A 17,255-nucleotide genomic window follows, 5' to 3' on the forward strand; every position below is an offset into this window, starting at 1 on the left:
ACCCGCTGTACGGCGAACCATCGCGGTGGCCATCACGTCAGGACTGGCACTCCTGGCGCCCGCGCCTGCCACGGCTGCCCCGAAGCCGCCGCCGCAGCAACAGGAATACGCGTACGTCACCAGCCTCGACGGACACGTGTACCCGATCGACACGAGGACCAACAAGGTCCAGGGGCTCGGGACCACCGCCGTCGGTGGCGGCCCCGACCGGGTGGCGATCACCCCCGACAACACCCGTCTCTACGTGACCAACGCCTTCAAGTACGTGTCGGCGATCAACATCGGCAAGAAGAGCGTCACGGACATCCCCTTCGACAAGGACGAGCTCTCTCCCGACATCCTCTACGGGGAAGCGATGGCCCCGGACGGCAAGCACGTCTACGTGGCCGTCCAGAACCCCGTCGACGGGGACAAGGTGTCGGTGATCGACACCGCCACCAACCAGGCCTCCGCCACCATCAACGCAGCAGGCCCGACCAGGTGGCGATCGATCCCGGCGGCAAGCGCCTCTACGTGGCCGACAGCAAGGGCAGCCTGTCCGTCATCAACACCGCCGACAACCAGCTCATCGCCACCATCCGCCTCACCGAAGCGGCCAACGGCATGGCGATCAGCCCGGACGGCAAGCGCCTCTACGCGACCGGCAACAGCGGCAACGTCTCGGTCATCAACCTCGCGAAGCAGAAGATCGTCCGCACCATCACCGGCGCCGGCACGGGCGGGCTAGCGATCAGCCCCAACGGCAAGCGGGCCTACGTGGTCGGCGTCGACAACAAGATCATTCAGGGCAAGGTGTCCGTGATCAACCTGAAGACCAACAAGGTCACCAAGACCATCCCGATCGGCGACATCCCGCCGTCCACCGGGTCGGGCAGGTACTTCCGTCCGTCGGAGGTGGGCCTCACCCCCGACGGAAAGAGCGCCTATGTGGTGGGCTCCTACGGCAACGGGACACCCGAGGGGACGGTGTTCGCGATCAACACGGCGACCGACGCGGTGACCCCCATCACCGTCGGCGCGGGCGACACCATGGGGGTAGCCGTCGGCCGGCTGTGACGGCGGCACGAGCGCTCCGTCATCGAGGCCACCCACCGGATTAACGCGGATCCGGAGTCGAAGACCCGCGTCCTCGTCCTCACCACTTTCGACGACGAGTACGACTATGGCCCGCTCCGCGCCGGAGCGAGAGGCTCCTCGTCAAGGACATGCCGCTGAAGACCATCCCCGACGGGATCAGGGTTGTCACCGCCGGAGACGCCCTCATAGCTCCGAGCGTCACCCGCCGTCTCATCGAGGAGTTCGCGGCACGGCCCGAACCCGCCGCCCCTAGCCGCCACCCCTACCCGCCGGGCCGTGGTCGACGGCATCACCGACCGGGAACGCGTGACGGCTGCCGGACCAGCGTGATCGTGCTCGGTGGTGCTGGCACCGATCGCGGCTCCGTCACCCGATCGGTGGCCGCTCTGGACATGCTCAGTGGTTCCGAGGTCCAGGTTCGGCCTCGGGGCGCCGTTGGCCCCCAAGGCCGAAACCGCGTCAGCGGCACCATACCTCCGAAGGCGGCGCAAGAAACTGCCTGGCCCGTGGCCTCGACGCCGACGGCCCACACACCGGCAGGTGTGGGCCATCGGGTCCCGGGCCGTATCAGGGGCTGTCAGGCGGTGGCCCTGCCGAACAGGTGGTTGGCAGGAGCGTCCGGGTCGTCGCCGTAGAAGAACTCCGAAACCGCCTGGTGGAACTCGGTGCGGTCCAGCGCGCCGGAGCCGTCCCGGTCCAAGGCGGCGAAGACCTCGGCGCAGCCCTCGCCGGGAACGCCTGAGATCGAGTTGAACATCAGCTGGAACTCCGCCTGCTCGATCTTGCCGTTTCCGTTGAGGTCGACGAGGTCGAAGAAGCAGTTGGTGACCGGCTCGATCTGTTCCGGGAACCGGGCAGGATCGGTCAGGGCCCGCTTGAAGCCTTCGGTCATCTCCCGCAGATCGACCTTTCCGTCACCGTCCTGGTCCATCGGGGCGATCACGTTCGTCCAGAACTCGTCCATCCCCTCGGTGAGCCGGCGGGCGGTCGCGGAGTCGGGCGCGGTGCCCCGGGCGGCGATGTAGCGCTCGCTCATCGCACGGACGTCCTTCCGGGTGATGAACCCGTCGCCGTCGGTGTCGGCGCCCCTGAACCACTGGCCGTACTTGAGGTCTCGCAGTGCACTCATGACTGCGCACAGTATTCATTCGGTTACCCAATCGCAAACGGGTGAGTGGGGTACCCGGCGGGCCGGCCAGTGGCCGCGCGCTTGACGACGGCGAACCCGAGACACGCCCCGACGGGGTCGGGAGTTCTTCGTGTCAACGTTCGAGGTGTGGCGGCATGAAGGCGAGCACCTCCGGAGGAGGGCCGTCGTAGACCTCGACGTCGACCAGCGCGCTGTGCGCACTCGGCCCCTGGGACAGGCGCGAGCAGCCTCGATCCGCGGTGAGGGAGTTCGGATTGCCGTGGCGGTCCAGGGTTCCGCTCAGGCCCGGCCGGACCGGATCCCACCACGCTCCCGTGGACAGCTGGACGACGCCTGGCATGACGTCGTCCGACAGGACTGCGCCCGCCAGGCAACTGCCCCGATCGTTGTGGACCCGCACGATCATGCCGCTTTCGATGCCGCGGGACGCGGCGTCCAGCGGATTGATCGTCACGGGCTCACGACCAAGGATCTTCGACTTGAGGCTGTGGCCGCCGTTGTCGTACTGGCTGTGCAGACGCGAGGCCGGCTGATTCGAGATCAGGTGCAGGGGGAATCGGTCCGACAGGCCGCCACGGAGCCACTCCACCGGTTCGAACCACGCCGGATGCCCGGTGCAGTCGTCGTAGCCGAACGAGTCGATCTCCTCGGAGAAGATCTCGATCCGACCCGACGGCGTCGTCAGGGGGAACCGCTGCGGATCTGAGCGCAGCGCCTCGAAGCTGCCGGGGAACGGTCCGCTCAGCGCCGGCAGCTCAGCGGTGGAGCTTCGCCAGAAGTCGTCGAAGCTTGGCAAGGCGGTGTCGTCGCCGAGGTTGGCCCTCGTCTGCTCGTAGAGGTGCCGGACCCATTCGATCTCGGAGCGCGACTTCGTGAACTCCTGCTCGTATCCGAGCCGGGAGGCCAGGGCGGTGAAGATGTGGTGGTCGGTGCGCGACTCACCCTCCGGCTCGCGGACCTTCGGCATCGCGACGAGGTGGGGGTCGGAGAACCCGGCGGCGAAGTCGTCGCGCTCGAGGCTGGTGGCGACGGGAAGGACGATGTCGGCGAACTTGGCCGTGGTGTTCCACCAGGCTTCGTGCACCACCACCGTGTCAGGAATCTGCCAGGCGCGGGCCAGCCGGTGGAGATCCTGGTGGTGGTGGAACGGGTTGCCTCCGCACCAGTAGATCAGGCGAAGCTCGGGCAGGGTGAGGCGCCGGCCGTCGTAGTCGATGGTCCTGCCCGGATGCAGCAGGGTGTCGGCGATCCGTGCGACAGGGATGAAATCCGCAACAGGGTTGGGACCCTGGGGAATCGACGCCACGGAGGGCCGGCCGGGGGCGACACCGGTCGCGTCCATCGTCGCGTAGCCCGCGCCCCAGCCGCAGCCGGCCCGCCCCATCGAGCCCGCCATGGCAGCCAGCACGACCGACATCCAGACTGGCTGTTCGCCGTGGTCCGCCCGCTGTATCGCGTAGTTGACCATGATGAGGGAGGGTTGCGTGGTGAGGCGGCGCGCGAGGTCGGTGATCGTGTCGCGGCTGATGCCCGTGATCGTCGCCGCCCAGTCAGCGTCCTTCGGGACGCCGTCCAGGTCGCCGACCAGGTAGGAGGCGAAGCGGTCGAACCCGACGCAGCACCGGCGCAGGAAGTCTTCGTCGTGCCATCCGTTGACCAGCATCGTGTGGGCGATGCCGAGCATCGCGGCGGTGTCGGTGTTGGGAATGACGGGTAGCCACTCAGCGTCGAGGAAACCTGCGGCGTCGCTGCGGATGGGGCTGACGTTCACGAACCGCACCCCGGCCGCTCGGCACTTCCGTTGCAGCTCCTGCGTCCGGTGCCGGGCCAGCCCGCCCGGGTTGACCTGGCTGTTCTTCAGGGCCAGCCCTCCGAACGCCACCACCAGCTCACAGTTCTCGGCGATCTCGTCCCACATCGGCATCCGGGACTGGTAGCTCCACGGGGCCCCGCCGATCACATGGGGAAGGATGACCTCCAAAGCCGCGGTGCTGTACGTGTTGCGCGAGTCGGTGAATCCCCCGCCCAACGCCAGGAACCGGTGGAGCTGACCTTGCGCGTTGTGGAAGGCCCCCGCACTCGCCCAGCCGTACGATCCGCCGAACACCGCGCTGTCTCCGTGCTGGGCACGCACCCGACTCAGTTCCTCGCTCACCAGGGTGATCGCGTCGTCCCAACTCACCTCCACGAAGGCGTCCGTGCCCCTGGCCGTGTCGTGGACGCGCGGCAGACCGTTCAGCCAGCCCCTGCGGACCGCTGGGCGCAACACGCGAGCGCTGTCGTCGGCGGCTGTCACCATCCCGGGGCCGATAGGCGACGGCGCCGGGTCGTCGCTCCTCGGCTCGATGCGCACCAACCGGCCAGAATCGACCACCGCGATGAAACTGCCCCAGTGCGTCGCAACCGACATGCGTCGTTCCACCGTGCATCAACTCCACTCCTGATGTTTGCCCGGCTCCCGGACAGCGGTTGCCTACGCCGCAGGGCTCCACTTCACTCGGCGAGCCGCAGAACACAGGCTCCCCCTGCGGTCCGCCGCCCAACCCTGTAGGTGACGAGCCTTCCAAGGGCCGCACGGCAGCGCCGACCGACGCCCGGCAGGTCGCCAGCCTGTTCGGGCCAGCGGGCCAGCAGGAGGGAAGTCGAGGGCGCGAGAACGCGGGTGCGGCCCCTCATCCCCCGGGGCAGCCAGGAAGAACATCACCGAGTTCGCCTCGTCCGCGGACTTCCGGGACGCGACGAGGAGCAGGCCGACGGCCACGCCGGCCAGCTCTGCGACCCGGCTTTCGGGCGCGCCCTCACGGACCGCTCGCTGCACCATCGGGTGGACCCGCACGGAGCGGTGCTGGTCCGCCGGGTCGTGGTCGAGCAGGCTCCAGCGGTGTGACGATGCTCCCGCTACCTCCCGACGATGCCCTCGGTGCCGGTGGTGTGCTGCGCGGGCTCACGCGACCGGCAGGTCACGGACGGCGGGACGGTGGTCGTGCTGACCCGCCGCGGCCGACTGCCCGATCTGGTCCGCCCGCTGGCCACCTGGCGCGCCTCCAGGCCGTCGACCCGAGCGACCTGCCGCGCTCGGCGCGCTCGCCAACGTCCAGCCTCTCCGGGCTGCCCACGAGCCGCACAGGGACGAGCTGACCATCCCGTTCCTCGGTCCCGAACGGGCCGCCTGGCAGTACTCGTTCGGCGGCCTGCGCGGGCCGGCGCCACCCTGGCGGCGGGCAGCGACCGGCCGGCGGCCGTCGCTCGAGCGCCGGGTGCGTCCGCCGGGGTGGCGGACGCACCCGGCGTTCCGGGCATCCCCCGGCATTCCCGGCGCACCCCCGGCGTCCCCGCCCGCGCCGGGGAGCCGGCCGGCGGAGCGGTGCCGCCCTACGCCTGCGCCTCCCGCAACCAGTCCGGCGTGCGGAAGCCGCCGCCGCCGTACATGGGGAGCCGGACGGTGTCGCCGTAGCGGGCGAGCTGGGCCCAGGGGCGGTTGAGGCCGGCCGAACCGTGGCGGCGGACGCGGGTGACGGCGTCCAGGTCGAGGACGTCGACCAGGATCTCCTCGCCGGGGCCGGCCTGCTGGCGGACGATGCCCTCCGGGTCCACGACGACGCTGGCGCCGACGCCGGCCGGGTCGGCGGCGTTGACGTTGACCACGTACACCTGGTTGGTCCAGGCGTTGGCGCGGGCGCAGACCAGCTCCATCTCCCGGTCGCGGGTGGTGGTGAGGGTGGGCTGGATGACGATCTCCGCGCCCAGCCAGGCGAGTTGGCGGTAGGTCTCGGGGAACGAGCCGTCGTAGCAGACGGCCAGGCCCACCCGGCCGGTACCGGGGATGTCGAAGACGGTGAACTCGTGGCCCGGGGCGGCGCGTTCGTACGGCTGCCAGGGGAAGACCTTGCGGTAGCGGGCCGCGATCTCGCCCTGTGGGGAGACGGCGATGGCGGTGTTGTAGACGAGCCCGTCCGCCGGATCCCGTTCGAAGAGGCTGCCGGGGACGAGCCAGAGGCCGGTCTCCACGGCGAGCGCGCAGATCCGGTCGGTGAGCGGGCCGGGGACGGTGACGGCGGCCCGCTCCATCCAGTCCGCGGGTGCCGGCCGCAGGAGCGGGCCTTCGGCCGCGAGCAGCAGTTCGGGAACGACGACGAGCTGGACGTGCGGGAAGAGCGCCCGCGTCGTGCGGACCTGGTCGGCGAAGCGCTGCCAGCTCGCTTCGAGGTCGTGGGGGACGGGCGAGGTCTGCAGGGCGGCGATGGCGAGCGTGCGCATGGTGTTCAGTCCTCCGTGGAGTCGGATGGGCGGTCGACGTCGGTGGCAGAGAGGCGGGCGGTGGCAGAGAGGCGGGCCGTGGCAGGGGCCGGGGCGGGGACATCGGCGTCGGTGTCGGTGACGGTGTCGGTGACGGTGAGTCGGGCTACGGCCGTGCGGCCGTCGCGGAAGAAGCGGGGCAACCGGGCGCGCACGACCAGCATGGCGACCACTCCCCCGGCGATGGAGCCGACGCCCAGCAGGAAGACCCCGCCGACGCCGTGGAAGGAGGTGCTGCCGTAACCCGGGTCGAACATGTCGGCGGCGCTGCGGGCGAAGGCCGCGAGCATCAGCAGCCCGCCGAACAGGGGCAGGACGCCTCGCAGCAGCAGGTCCCGCGGGGAGTCGCGGAGTCGGCTGCGGAAGTACCAGACGCAAGCCAGTGCGGTGGTGCCGTAGTAGCAGGCGATGAGCAGGCCGACGCAGAGGATGGCGTCGCCGAGGAAGTGGCTCGACACCAGGGTGAGCAGGACGAGCAGGCCGGCCGCCGTCGCACCGAAGAAGACGGTGCCGAAGCCCGGCGTCAGGTGACGGGGGTGGATGCGGGCGAAGGCGCGCGGCAAGGCGCCGTGAGCCGCCATCGAGAGCGTGCCCCGCGAGGTGCCGACCAGGCAGGTGAGCAGCGCGGAGGCGGCCGAGACGCAGACGGCCAGCTGCATCACCCTGGCGAGCGCATCACCGAGGACGGGTGGGGCGAGGGTGGCGAGGACGTCGGCGGCGTTGTCGGGGTTGCCGAGCCCGAGGCCGTCGGTGCCGGAGCCCGCGAAGGAGAGTGCGGCGAAGGCGGTGAACAGGTACGTCCCCAGCAGGACGAGGGTGGAGATCACGGCGGCCTGGCCGGGGACCCGGCCGCTGTCCCGGGTCTCCTCGTTGGTGGTGATCAGGGCGTCCCAGCCCCAGTAGATGAACAGGCAGAGCAGCACGGCCTGGGCGAACGGCCCGAAGCCGTCGAAGCCGAGCGGGTCGAGCCAGGCCAGTGACGGGGTGGCGGCGCCGGGCCGGGTGAGGGCGACGGCTCCGAAGCCGAGCAGCGCGATCAACTGGAGCCCGAGCAGCGCGTACTGGACGGCGGCCGCGACGCGCAGGCCGCGGTGGGCGATCGCGGTGAGACCGGCCAGTAGCAGGACGGCGGTCGTGGTGACGGTCGCGCCGTCGTCGGCGAGCGCATGCAGACCGAGCAGAGCCAGCAGGTAGCCGGCGCTGACCTTGGCGAGAGCGGTCATCGCGATGACGGTGGCGGCCTGAGCGACCCAACCCCCGGCGAGCCAGCCGGCGGCCGGCCCGAAGGCGCGGGTGGTCCAGACGAAGGTGGTGCCGCAGTCCGGCATCTCCCGGTTGAGCTCACGGAACGCGAAGGCGGTGAGCAGGATCGGCAGGAAGCCGAGCAGCAGCGCGGCCGGGGCGTGGTCCCCGGCGACGAGCGTCACGAAGCCCAGGGTGACGGCGATGCTGTAGGCCGGGGCGACGGAGGAGAGGCCGAGCGCGATCGAGGCGGCGAGGCCGACCGAGCCGGCCCGCAGGCCCTTTCCGGCGGGGGTGGGTGGTGGGCCCGGTCTGACGTCGGTAGCGCGGGGGTCGGGTGTCACGGCGGGCTCCTGGGGCGGTGGGGGGCACAGGGAGTTGTTAAACGCAGATTTAAGAGATGGCTGCTGTATCAGTCAAGAGCTGAGGAGGTATTGTTAAATCGAGATGCAAGTGAATCAATGAAGGGAGAGGGAGTGGCGGCCAAGAAGGGCAGCGGCAAGGAGGCTCGCCGGGCCGAGCTGGGGGCGGCGGTGCAGCGGGCCCTGATGGTGCGGGGCCTGGAAGGACTGCGGCTGCGCGACATCGCGGAGGAGGCCGGGGTCACGCCGGCCGCCGTGCTCTACTACGGCGACCTCGACGGCCTGGTGCACGAGACCTACCAGCAGGCCATCGAGCGGTACAGCCGTGGGCGCGAGGAGGCGGCGGACGGCTTCGCCGACGCCCGCGACAAGCTCAGGGCCTGCATCGACAACGGCGTCGCCACCGGCCCGGATGACGCGCTGACCAGGCTGCTCTTCGAGTACTGGCCACGCTGCCTGCGTGACGCGAAGGCCGCCGCACTGGACAGTGCCTTGACGGAACGTCAGATTGCCGTCTATTCGGCGATCCTGGTCCTCGGCGAGGCGCAGGGCCACTTCGTCCTCCCGGACCCACCGCGCCTGCTGGCGGCCAACTTCGTGGCGATGGAGGACGGTTACCAGATGGAGGTGCTCGCCGGTCGGCGCACCCGCACCGAGGTGATCAGCGCACTGAACTCCTACGCCCGCGCCGTCACCGGCCACGACCCGGGCGTTCGGACCTGAGTAGGAGCGGGCCGGCGCGGAGCGGACAGCGCGCAGGCCGACATGGCCTGAGCGCGAACCTTGCGCTGATCGTCCAGGGGCAGGCAAGCGGGAACCAGCTGATTCAGGCGACGACCGGAGCCCCCTACGAGGACGGCCGCGCCGCCAACGTCGCGGTCACCACCGTGCCCGCCGTCGAGGCCAAGCCGCGCATCGCCGCCGACGTGGACGCGGCCCTCTGCCGGTAGACCGGCGGGCAGCGCGGTCCCCTCCTCCCATCGAGTCCCGGGGGAGGCTCGACGGCGAGGTGACCGCCGCGGTCCTGACCCGTCCTGCTCGACCTCACCCCGGAGAGCAGGGCCTTCCGACCGCTTCGTGGCGGCGCGGGCGCAGTGGAGGACGTCGGTGAGGGCTTGGCGGGCGAGGGCCGGGTCGTCGTCGCGGGCCGCCCGTCGGAGGTGGCGCGCAGCACCGCGTCGGGCTGCAGGCCGGTGTCGGCCGGGTGGGCGTCGGCCCGGCGGGCGCCCACCGGGCCGACGCGGCGGGGGCGGGATTCCTCGCCGGGGTGTTACGGGGGCGGCCGTGACCGGCCCGGCCCCGGGCGCCGTTTCGCCCCGGGGAGCCACGGCCGCCGACGGAGCCTGGCCAGCGCAGTGGGCGGTGCCGGGCACGGCCGCCGTTTCGCTCCGGGGCGTTTCGGTGGCCCCCGGGGGCGGGTTGTCCCGCCTCCCGGGGCTGGGTGCGGTGTGCGGCGAGCAGCCGCTCGGCCCACTCTCGGTGGCGCACCATCACGCCATACGCGGCGTGGAGAACCTCGCCGTGCATGGGCGTCGGCTGCTGCCGAGGCGGAAACCAAAGCCGGCGGCTCCTGCACCTGCGCTCCGCGACCGCCCCCGTAACCGGTCCTCGCCGCGGCCGCCGAACTGATCGCCCCTATCGGACGATAACGGTCCCGCTGTTCGGCCGGTAGTGCCAGCCAGATCCCAGGGTATTGCAGTGGATGGTGGACCACCCGTTATTGCTCGCCTCGTTGCCGGTGAGGGTGGTGTGTCGGCCGTCGCTGCTGTCGCAGTACGCCTTCACCTTGTAGACCTTCTGGGTGTTGCAGTGCACCCCGAAGTAGTTCGAGTCCGATCCCGGGGTGCAGTACGACGGGATCGAGGCGAGGGAGCTCTGGCCCTGGGCGGACGCGGTCGTCCGATCTGCCGGCGTCGCACCGGCGTAGGCGGCGGTGCCGGCCACGGCGAACACCGCACTCCCCACGACGATGCCGACCTTCGATGCTATGCGCATTCCACACTCCTCGGATCTATCGCCGGATGCCCCGGCTCGACTACGAGAAGCCTTTCCCAAGCCGCCTGAGCAGAGCAACGTTCGGCACCTGTCCCGGACACCGGTCCGGTGTCCGGCCTGGTCAGACCTCTGTCCGGGACAAGCTCGGTGGGGTCCGGCGCCGGGGTCGAGAGTCCGGGTGGCGTTTGACCGGCGCCCGCCGGCCGCGCCCGGCCGCCAGGCGGAGCTGGCGGCGTTACTCAGGGGCCTGGTGACCGTCCGGCCTGATCGGTGCGCGGCGGACAACCGGCCTGGTGGGCGGGACGGGAGCGGTGCGGCGCAGAGCGGCGGCGAAGGCGGCTTCGACCCAACCGGCGATGGCGGTCATGGTGTGGTGGTCGAGGTGGGCCAAGCGGCGGGCGGTTTGGTGGTCGGCTTCGGCTTCGGTGGGTTCTAGGCCGGCGCGCCGCAAGGCAGTGAGGACGATCTTCCTCCGGGTGTCCGGGGCGGTGGTGGCCTGTGCGGCGCGGGCCCGGTACGCCTGTTCGCGGCGCCAGCGCCGGACGGTCAGGTCGCGGTCGGGTCGGAGGTGGTGAGGTTCTCCTCCACCACGACGTAGCCGATCCTGCGCCATGTCCGTGAACGTGACAGCACCGAGGTCGACCACGAGCGTCGACGGAGCCGGCTGGAGCGCGATGACCGGCGTGTGTGGCAGGGAGACCTGGTCGACATCGAGCTGCCGCGCGCCCACATCGCCACCGGGAAGCCGGCCTCGCCCCGTGGCGGATCCGACCGGTGTGCCGTGCTACTTGTCGAGGACGCCCACCGCGTGGGCGATGACGAGCAGCGAGGTCATGAGTGCGGCGACGCTCTCGATGGCCATCAGCGCCTTGGCCCGGGGGGACAGCGGCATGGTGTCGGTGGGGCTGAAGGCGGTGGAGTTGGTGACCGAGACGTACAGGTAGTCCATCAGGGTGGGGACCCAGTCGCTGGTGCGGGACGAGCCGTCGGCGACCTCCTCGACGGCGTCGTCGTTCTCGTCCTGGGAGAAGCGGAAGTCCGCCAGCGGCAGTTCGGAGCGCTCGGCCTGAGTGCGCGCCACCGGGCCGCCGCGGTCGAGTTCCCAGAACGCCAGGCCGAAGACGATGATTCCGGTGGCCCAGACCTGGAGCGCGGCGAGCAGTAGGGGGCCGCCTTCCTGGGCCTTGTCGGTGACCATGGCGTGCACCAGCAGGCCGAGCGAGATCAGGTTGCTGATGCCGATGAGGGCGACCAGGGTCAGCGACACGATCCGGGAGAGGCGGTTCTGCCGGGTCATGCGGCGCGGGTTGACCGCGATCAGCGGTATCAAGAGCAGCAGTTCCAGGCCCGGCAGGACGAAGCGCGGGAGGAACAGCAGCTGCTCCGGCAGGACGAGGTAGAGCAGCACGGCCGCCAGGGTGGCGAGCACCGCGGGCAGCCGGGCCTCGCCGCGGCGGTCGTGGCGCGGGAAGCGCTGCAGCGCCTTCGCCCGGTGGCCGGGCGTCTTTCTGCCTGAGTCCATGGAGCGTCTCCCGTGTGCGGCGTGGCTGTCACCAGCGGGTTCCCCGCCGTACGGGGTTCACGCTCCCGGGGGGTCGGTAAAGCACAGCGAACCGGTACACCCCGGAGGAGCGCCGAGGTGGACGCCGCCCAGGTGAATGGCGGAGCGTCGGCGGATCTCGTGCAGGAGCGCTCGGACAGCTTCCTTCGGCTGAGCCAGTCCCTCTCGCGGACCGGGCCACCCAGGCGCCGCGGTGAGGTGTTCCCACCCGCGGCCCGTCAGCCCCGGCGCAGCGCGTGACGCGGTGCTTCGCCGGCGACGCAACATCGGCCGGGTTCGCTCCCGCTCGCGCATGACCCCGCCCCCGCCACACCCGTGGGTGTGGCGGGGGCGGCCGAAGGGCGTGGTCCGGGTCAGACGGTGCCGCGGTAGCCGCCGGAGGCTGACCTCCAGCGAAGCGGCCGATACGAGATGTCGTGAACCCCATCAGGCGCGGGTGGGCCGTGCTCAGGTCCTCGGCGCCCTGGCCTTCCTGGTGGCCGAAGCCACCACCGCTCCCGCAGGATCCGGTCAGCCGACGATCGACCTGGCCCCCAACGAGATCCGCCACCTGGTGAACGCACTAATCCTCGATCAGCCGCGCTCTCCACTGGTCGATCGGGCGGCCGGACGCACCACGGACGAGCCCGCCACAGCCACCACCGGCGCAGACTCGCCACCTGATCACGAAGTGCGGCCGGAGTACCTGCAGCGGTTCCCCGCCGCACCTGTGCCCCGGGAGGGCCCGCCGCCGTGCGAAGGAGCGGGCCCGGAGGCTGGTCAGCCCTTGCGCGGGTAGGCGACCAGGCCGCCCTCCGAGACCGACGCGACCTTGAAGACGCCCACCCCGGCCAGGTCGGCCACCGGGACGCCGTCCACACCGTCCAGCGCCTGCGCGGTCCCGGTGGCCAGCGACAGCTGGACGGGCGCCTTGGAGCCGCCGATGCCGCCGTCCTTGGTGAGCGAGGTGCCATAGGCCGTTCCGTCGTCGGTGACGACGGTGAAGGTCAGCGGCTTGCTGCTCTTCGTCTCCTCGAAGCAGTAGCCCTTCTTCGCGGTGAGGTCGAAGGCCAGGTGCTCGGAGACCAGGTAGCGGCCGTTCGGCGAGAGCGCCGAGGCGGGGGCCCCTCCGGTGCCGATCAGCGGCTTGTCACACAGCACCGACGCCTTGACCTGGCCGCTCTCGCCGTCCAGGACGGCCCACACGTTGTGGCTGCCCTGGTCCTTCTCCTGCCAGCGGGCCAGCAGTTGGCCGCCGGCCACCGGCCAGACCGCCGCCTGGGCCGGATCCGCCTCGGGCGGTGCCACCGTGGTGTTGTCCCAGCCCGCCGGCGACCAGAACCTGGTCGCGTCCAGGCTGTTGCTGACCACCGGGCCCTTGCCGGTCATCGCCACGACCGGGCCGTTGCACTGAAGGCAACCCGTGGGCGCGGTGAGCGATTTGGGCTCGACGGTCTGCTGCGCGCCGGTGGCCGCGTCGATTACCGTGACCTTGTCGGTCACCGAGTCCAGCAGCAGCTTGCCGCCACCGCCGTCGAGCACCTCGTGCCGGCCGCCGCTCGGCATCGGGATCTCCAGGTGCTGGGCGGGGACGGCGTCCTGGCCCGAACCTTCGGCGGCGAAGACGTCGATCGAGTAGATCTGCTGGGCCTTGGTCAGCGCGTCCCCGCCGGACTTGCCGGTGGACCAGAGCACCACGAACTCCTTGCCCCCGGCGGACACCACCATCAGCCTGGGCGCGTACGCCTCGCCGAGGCCCTTGACCGGCTTGCTCACCCACCGGACCTTCCCGGTGCCGGCCTCCCGCGCGGTCAGCAGAGACGTCTGGTCCGTGCCGGACAGCGTGACCACCAGCCCGGCCTTCGGCAACACCGCGTAGCTCACAGCCTGCTGGGCCGTCAGCTGCCAGCGCGCGGTGTTCCCGTACGCCGCCGGGACCTTCATCGCGAGCGTGGGCGCATCCGACGGAGCCGACGGTGCACCGTTCCCGGCCGGCGTCGTCGAGGCCGCTCCCGCAGCCGCCCCCGCACTCGCGCCGTCACCAGTCCCACCACTTCCGCCGCTCCCGCACGCCGTGAGCACCCCCGCCGCCAGTAGGACGCCCGCCACCCTGGTGATCCGCACCCGAAAACCTCCTCCCCCGAAGGGGAACGCACACCAGCGCGCTCCCCCGGTCAAGCCGTTCTGGTCGCGACACGGTACCAACGCGGCGGACCTTCGTGCCCGGTTTCCCCGCCGCTCCTGTGACAGTCCGTCAACAAAGCGGCCCCGTAATCCGCGGCCGTCCCGGGGCCCGGCGGGTCGCCGCCGCGCGGCATCCGGGTCGCAGCCCGGAGGCTGCGCGGGAGGGGTGCGGTGCAGGGTCGGGTGCGGTGCCGCCGGGGCAGCACCGCACTGGCTATCCGGACGAGGGGAACGGGAGCCGAGGGTGGTCCTCACCGCGGACCCGGCCCCGGGACAGCGACCGCGGTGATGTGGCGATCACCTCGCAGGCGCACACGATCCGGTCGCAGGCCGGGCAGGTGCCACGTCCGGATCCGGGCCACCGCCCCGTTCTCCTCGTCAAGGCGGGGGCCAATCCCCCGGGAATCGGTACGAAGGGGGGCCGGCCCCCCGCCGGTCTACCGGCAGAGGGCCGCGTCCACGTCGGCGGCGATGCGCGGCTTGGCCTCGACGGCGGGCACGGTGGTGACCGCGATGTTGGCGGCGCGGCCGTCCTCCGTGACGCCGCCGCGGGTCACATAGCCGGGGAGGGTACCGCCGTGGCCCCAGTAGACGCCGCCGCACGTCAGCGGGAAGCTGGCCAGACCCAGCCCGTAGCGGGCCCCCTGGCCGAAGGAGTCGTCCACCGGGACGGTCGTGCGCATCTGCGCGAGCAGTTCCGGGGCGAGCAGGCCGCCGCCGATCAGCGTCGTGTAGAACCGGTTCAGATCGGTGTTCGTGGACACCAGCGCCCCCGCGGCCCAACCCCAGGACATGTCCTGGCGCGTCACGTCGGTGAGCGGGCCGTCGGGTGTCAGCCGGTCGTAACCCTCGGGGTGCGCCTCGTGCACGGTGGTGTCCCCCGGGACCGGGAAGTAGGTGTGCCGCAGACCGATCCGGTCGATGACGCGGTGGGTGATCTCCTCACCCACCGGCCGACCTGTGATCCTCTGGATGATCATCCCGGCGACCAGGTAGCCGGTGTTGCTGTACTTCCAGCCGTCGCCAGGGGTGAAGTCGGACGGGTGGGCGAGCGCGAGGTCGAGGAGCTCCCGGGGCTCGTGGTAGCGGTCCAGCCGGTCGCCCTCCAGGTACTCCGTGTAGTTGGGCAGCCCCGAGGTGTGCTGGAGGAGCTGACGGACGGTGATGTTCCGTCCGTCGATGCCGTCCCCGCGCAGCAGGCCGGGCAGGTAGGTGTCGACGAAGGCGTCGAGCCCCACCTTGCCCTCGCCGACCAGTTGCAGCACGACCACCGAGGTGAAGGCCTTGGTGTTGCTGCCGACCCGCACCTGGCCGTCCACCGGCACCCTCGCCCCGGTGGTCAGGTCACCGACTCCGGCCGTGTACCGGCGGGTCCGGCCGTCCCGGCCGGTGACGGTGGCCAGCGCGGCCGGAGCCTTGAAGTCCCTCACCAGGGCCTCCAGTCGCTGCTGGACTCCGTCCGGCCGACGCGAGGCGGACGCGGCGTCACCGACGGTCGCCGGGTCGGCGGCGAAGGCCGCGGAAGCCCCGGAGCCCGGAGACGCCGTGGAGGCCGTGGCAGCCGTGGCGGAGGTCGGCACGCCGATCGCCAGCGTGCCGAGCGTCAGCGCGCCGGCGACGACGGCCACCGCTGCGCGGGCCCGCCCGCCGGGTCGGAGACGGAGGCGGAACCCGGGCGACACAGACTCGTTCACGAAGGAACTCCTGTCGATGGAGGGGTTCCCGGGGGTCTCCCGGGTGGTCTCCAACAAACCATTCGCGGCCCCCGAGGGTCGTCCGCGCGCAGGACGAGACCACCCCCTCGCCGCTGCGCCCCCGGGATGACACCTCCAGGACCCCGGTCCCACCCACCCGTCCTCCCGGAGCCCCACGCTCGCGCCGTGAGCGGCACCCCCTTCCCTCTGCGCCCCCACCGTTGCGGTGGACCTCTTCCTCGCAGCGCTCGTCCTGTGACCGGGATGGTCCACCGTGATCGGAAGGCGGCTCGCGGGATGAGCGCACGCGCCATGGCTGGTATTACTGGGGGATGCAGGAAGAGACGGCACGCTCCGCGATCGACACGTTCATCTCCGCGTTCAACACCTCGGACGACAGCTATGTGACTGCCCTGCTCTCCCGGGCCCTGACCTCAGACGTGGTCTTCTGGGGACCGTTGGGTCGCAGCGAAGGAATCGCGGCAGTCGAGCGGTTCGTGCTGGACATCCGACGCCACCCGGCGGGGAGCGGCACCATGGTGCGCTGCTCAGCGGTGGACATGCCTGACGAGTGGGCCCGGTACCAGTGGGTCTTCACCACGCCGGATGGAGGCCCCCGCCTGGCGGGAACGGACGTCGTCCATCTACGGCGGAGCCTCATCGACCAGTTCATCGTCTTTGCGGGGGAGATCGAGCCGTCCGCCTCCTGAGTCGTCGTTCTGTCGCTGTCCTTCTCCTGAACTTGCCCCGTCGGCGTTCGGGGGCTGCGGTCCGCGGTCGCTCAGGCCGCGGTGTTGAGGGGGCGTCCGCCCCGGCGGATGCCCTTCTCACTGCGGACACGCGCACGCTCGCGGCGCTGGGCGGCGAGGACGTCGGGGTGGCGGGCGTTGCTGTTGCGCCAGCGCAGGTAGGCGTGCGGGGCCCGGGTCTGGACGGTGTGGTTGGGGTGATGGGAGGTCGTCGCCGACGGATCAGCAGCCGCGGAAGTACCGGACGCCGTGGTGCCCCGAGCCTCTGGCCGTCGGCCGCGCGCCGTGAGATCGTCCGCAGGTGACCGACACCGCTGCTGGGGCAATGACCTCGGAACGCCCGGACGACCGCGTTGCGTCCGCGCTCCGCTTCTCGACGGAACTCGTCGCATGGGTGGCCACCCCCTGGGCGCTGGCCGACTACTCGTGGCTGCTTGCCACCCTCTCCGTACTGGCCCTGATCGGCCTTCCGACGTTGTTCTCCACCCCGGGAGACAAAGCCAACGTGGTCGTCGCGGTGCCGGGTTGGGCCACGATCCTGCTGGTACTGCTCCAGCTCGCTGCGGCGGTGGTCTCCTCGTGGCTGGCCTGGCCCGCCTGGGTGGCGGCCCTCGTGACCGTACTGGCCGCCGCCACCCTCTTCACGGAGCGTCGACGCTGGCGGTGGCTGGTCTCCGCGCACCGACGCGCGGGCTGAGGCTGCCCGCTGCCCGCTGCCCGCTGCGGAGTTGACCCGCCCCGGGGCCGCCGCAGGGTCCGCGACATCCGCGCCGGCGCCCCGCTCCCCCGGCCAGCGTCCCGAAACCCTCCGACCCGGCCCCGGACGGACCCAGGTTCGAAGAACCGCAGGCCAGCGCCCCGCCATGACGTCGGCGAGACCATCGAACGCGAACCCACGCTCCAAGCGCGCCTGGCCCGTCGAGGTCGAAGGTCAAGCTGGGATCGCCTCTCAGCACTGCCCATGAT

Annotated in this window: 13 protein-coding genes and 3 pseudogenes; 6 read left to right on the top strand and 10 right to left on the bottom strand. The window is 71.4% G+C overall.

Annotated features, from left to right (window positions below; translation table 11 throughout):
* Positions 1 to 355: 355 nt before the first annotated feature.
* From OG618_RS37950 to OG618_RS00690, 3 genes and pseudogenes are all read left to right on the top strand, one after another.
* Positions 356 to 454: pseudogene (locus tag OG618_RS37950) on the top strand (hypothetical protein); the annotation flags it as partial.
* Between the two features lie 26 nt (positions 455 to 480).
* On the top strand, positions 481 to 1,056 hold the full coding sequence (locus OG618_RS00685; RefSeq protein ID WP_329485103.1) for a YncE family protein: 576 nt from the start codon (positions 481 to 483) through the stop codon (positions 1,054 to 1,056).
* Between the two features lie 21 nt (positions 1,057 to 1,077).
* Positions 1,078 to 1,383 (top strand): annotated as a pseudogene (locus OG618_RS00690) (DNA-binding response regulator); the annotation flags it as partial.
* Positions 1,384 to 1,654: 271 nt separating this feature from the next.
* On the opposite strand, the gene OG618_RS00695 reads toward OG618_RS00690, so the two are convergent.
* The 4 genes from OG618_RS00695 to OG618_RS00715 form a co-directional block, all read right to left on the bottom strand.
* On the bottom strand, positions 1,655 to 2,206 hold the full coding sequence (locus tag OG618_RS00695) for an EF-hand domain-containing protein (RefSeq protein ID WP_329485104.1): 552 nt from the start codon (positions 2,204 to 2,206) through the stop codon (positions 1,655 to 1,657).
* Positions 2,207 to 2,339: 133 nt separating this feature from the next.
* Positions 2,340 to 4,649 carry a molybdopterin-dependent oxidoreductase gene (locus tag OG618_RS00700; RefSeq protein ID WP_329485105.1) on the bottom strand — a complete coding sequence of 770 codons (2,310 nt, stop codon included), beginning with the start codon at positions 4,647 to 4,649 and terminating at the stop codon, positions 2,340 to 2,342.
* A gap of 950 nt (positions 4,650 to 5,599) precedes the next feature.
* Positions 5,600 to 6,484 carry a carbon-nitrogen hydrolase family protein gene (locus OG618_RS00710; RefSeq protein ID WP_329485106.1) on the bottom strand — a complete coding sequence of 295 codons (885 nt, stop codon included), beginning with the start codon at positions 6,482 to 6,484 and terminating at the stop codon, positions 5,600 to 5,602.
* 5 nt (positions 6,485 to 6,489) lie between these two features.
* Positions 6,490 to 8,109 carry an APC family permease gene (locus tag OG618_RS00715; RefSeq protein WP_329485107.1) on the bottom strand — a complete coding sequence of 540 codons (1,620 nt, stop codon included), beginning with the start codon at positions 8,107 to 8,109 and terminating at the stop codon, positions 6,490 to 6,492.
* A gap of 132 nt (positions 8,110 to 8,241) precedes the next feature.
* Here OG618_RS00715 and OG618_RS00720 point away from each other — a divergent pair, with 132 nt between their 5' ends.
* Positions 8,242 to 8,850 (top strand): TetR/AcrR family transcriptional regulator, encoded by a 609-nt coding sequence (locus tag OG618_RS00720; protein ID WP_329485108.1) that lies wholly within the window; start codon positions 8,242 to 8,244, stop codon positions 8,848 to 8,850.
* Between the two features lie 912 nt (positions 8,851 to 9,762).
* Here OG618_RS00720 and OG618_RS00725 read toward each other — a convergent pair.
* The 5 genes from OG618_RS00725 to OG618_RS00745 form a co-directional block, all read right to left on the bottom strand.
* On the bottom strand, positions 9,763 to 10,122 hold the full coding sequence (locus OG618_RS00725) for a hypothetical protein (RefSeq protein ID WP_329485109.1): 360 nt from the start codon (positions 10,120 to 10,122) through the stop codon (positions 9,763 to 9,765).
* A 235-nt stretch (positions 10,123 to 10,357) separates the two neighbouring features.
* On the bottom strand, positions 10,358 to 10,852 hold the full coding sequence (locus OG618_RS00730; RefSeq protein ID WP_329485110.1) for a hypothetical protein: 495 nt from the start codon (positions 10,850 to 10,852) through the stop codon (positions 10,358 to 10,360).
* 54 nt (positions 10,853 to 10,906) lie between these two features.
* Positions 10,907 to 11,644 (bottom strand): hypothetical protein, encoded by a 738-nt coding sequence (locus tag OG618_RS00735; RefSeq protein ID WP_329485112.1) that lies wholly within the window; start codon positions 11,642 to 11,644, stop codon positions 10,907 to 10,909.
* A gap of 798 nt (positions 11,645 to 12,442) precedes the next feature.
* A complete protein-coding gene (locus OG618_RS00740) occupies positions 12,443 to 13,606 on the bottom strand; it encodes a hypothetical protein (protein WP_329485114.1) in 1,164 nt (387 codons plus the stop codon).
* Positions 13,607 to 14,283: 677 nt separating this feature from the next.
* Positions 14,284 to 15,540: a serine hydrolase domain-containing protein gene (locus OG618_RS00745; RefSeq protein ID WP_329485115.1), complete on the bottom strand. Its 1,257-nt coding sequence runs from the start codon at positions 15,538 to 15,540 to the stop codon at positions 14,284 to 14,286.
* A gap of 332 nt (positions 15,541 to 15,872) precedes the next feature.
* Here OG618_RS00745 and OG618_RS00750 point away from each other — a divergent pair, with 332 nt between their 5' ends.
* A complete protein-coding gene (locus OG618_RS00750) occupies positions 15,873 to 16,250 on the top strand; it encodes a nuclear transport factor 2 family protein (RefSeq protein ID WP_329485116.1) in 378 nt (125 codons plus the stop codon).
* Between the two features lie 71 nt (positions 16,251 to 16,321).
* Here the strand turns inward: OG618_RS00750 and OG618_RS00755 are convergent.
* Positions 16,322 to 16,495, bottom strand: a pseudogene (locus tag OG618_RS00755) (IS630 family transposase); the annotation flags it as partial.
* Positions 16,496 to 16,614: 119 nt separating this feature from the next.
* Between OG618_RS00755 and OG618_RS00760 the strand changes: the two are divergent.
* The gene (locus tag OG618_RS00760; protein ID WP_329485117.1) at positions 16,615 to 16,986 is read left to right on the top strand and encodes a hypothetical protein; all 372 of its coding nucleotides are present in this window, start codon (positions 16,615 to 16,617) and stop codon (positions 16,984 to 16,986) included.
* Positions 16,987 to 17,255 lie beyond the last annotated feature (269 nt).

Origin of the sequence: Kitasatospora sp. NBC_01246 (assembly GCF_036226505.1) — a bacterium.
Taxonomy (GTDB): domain Bacteria; phylum Actinomycetota; class Actinomycetes; order Streptomycetales; family Streptomycetaceae; genus Kitasatospora.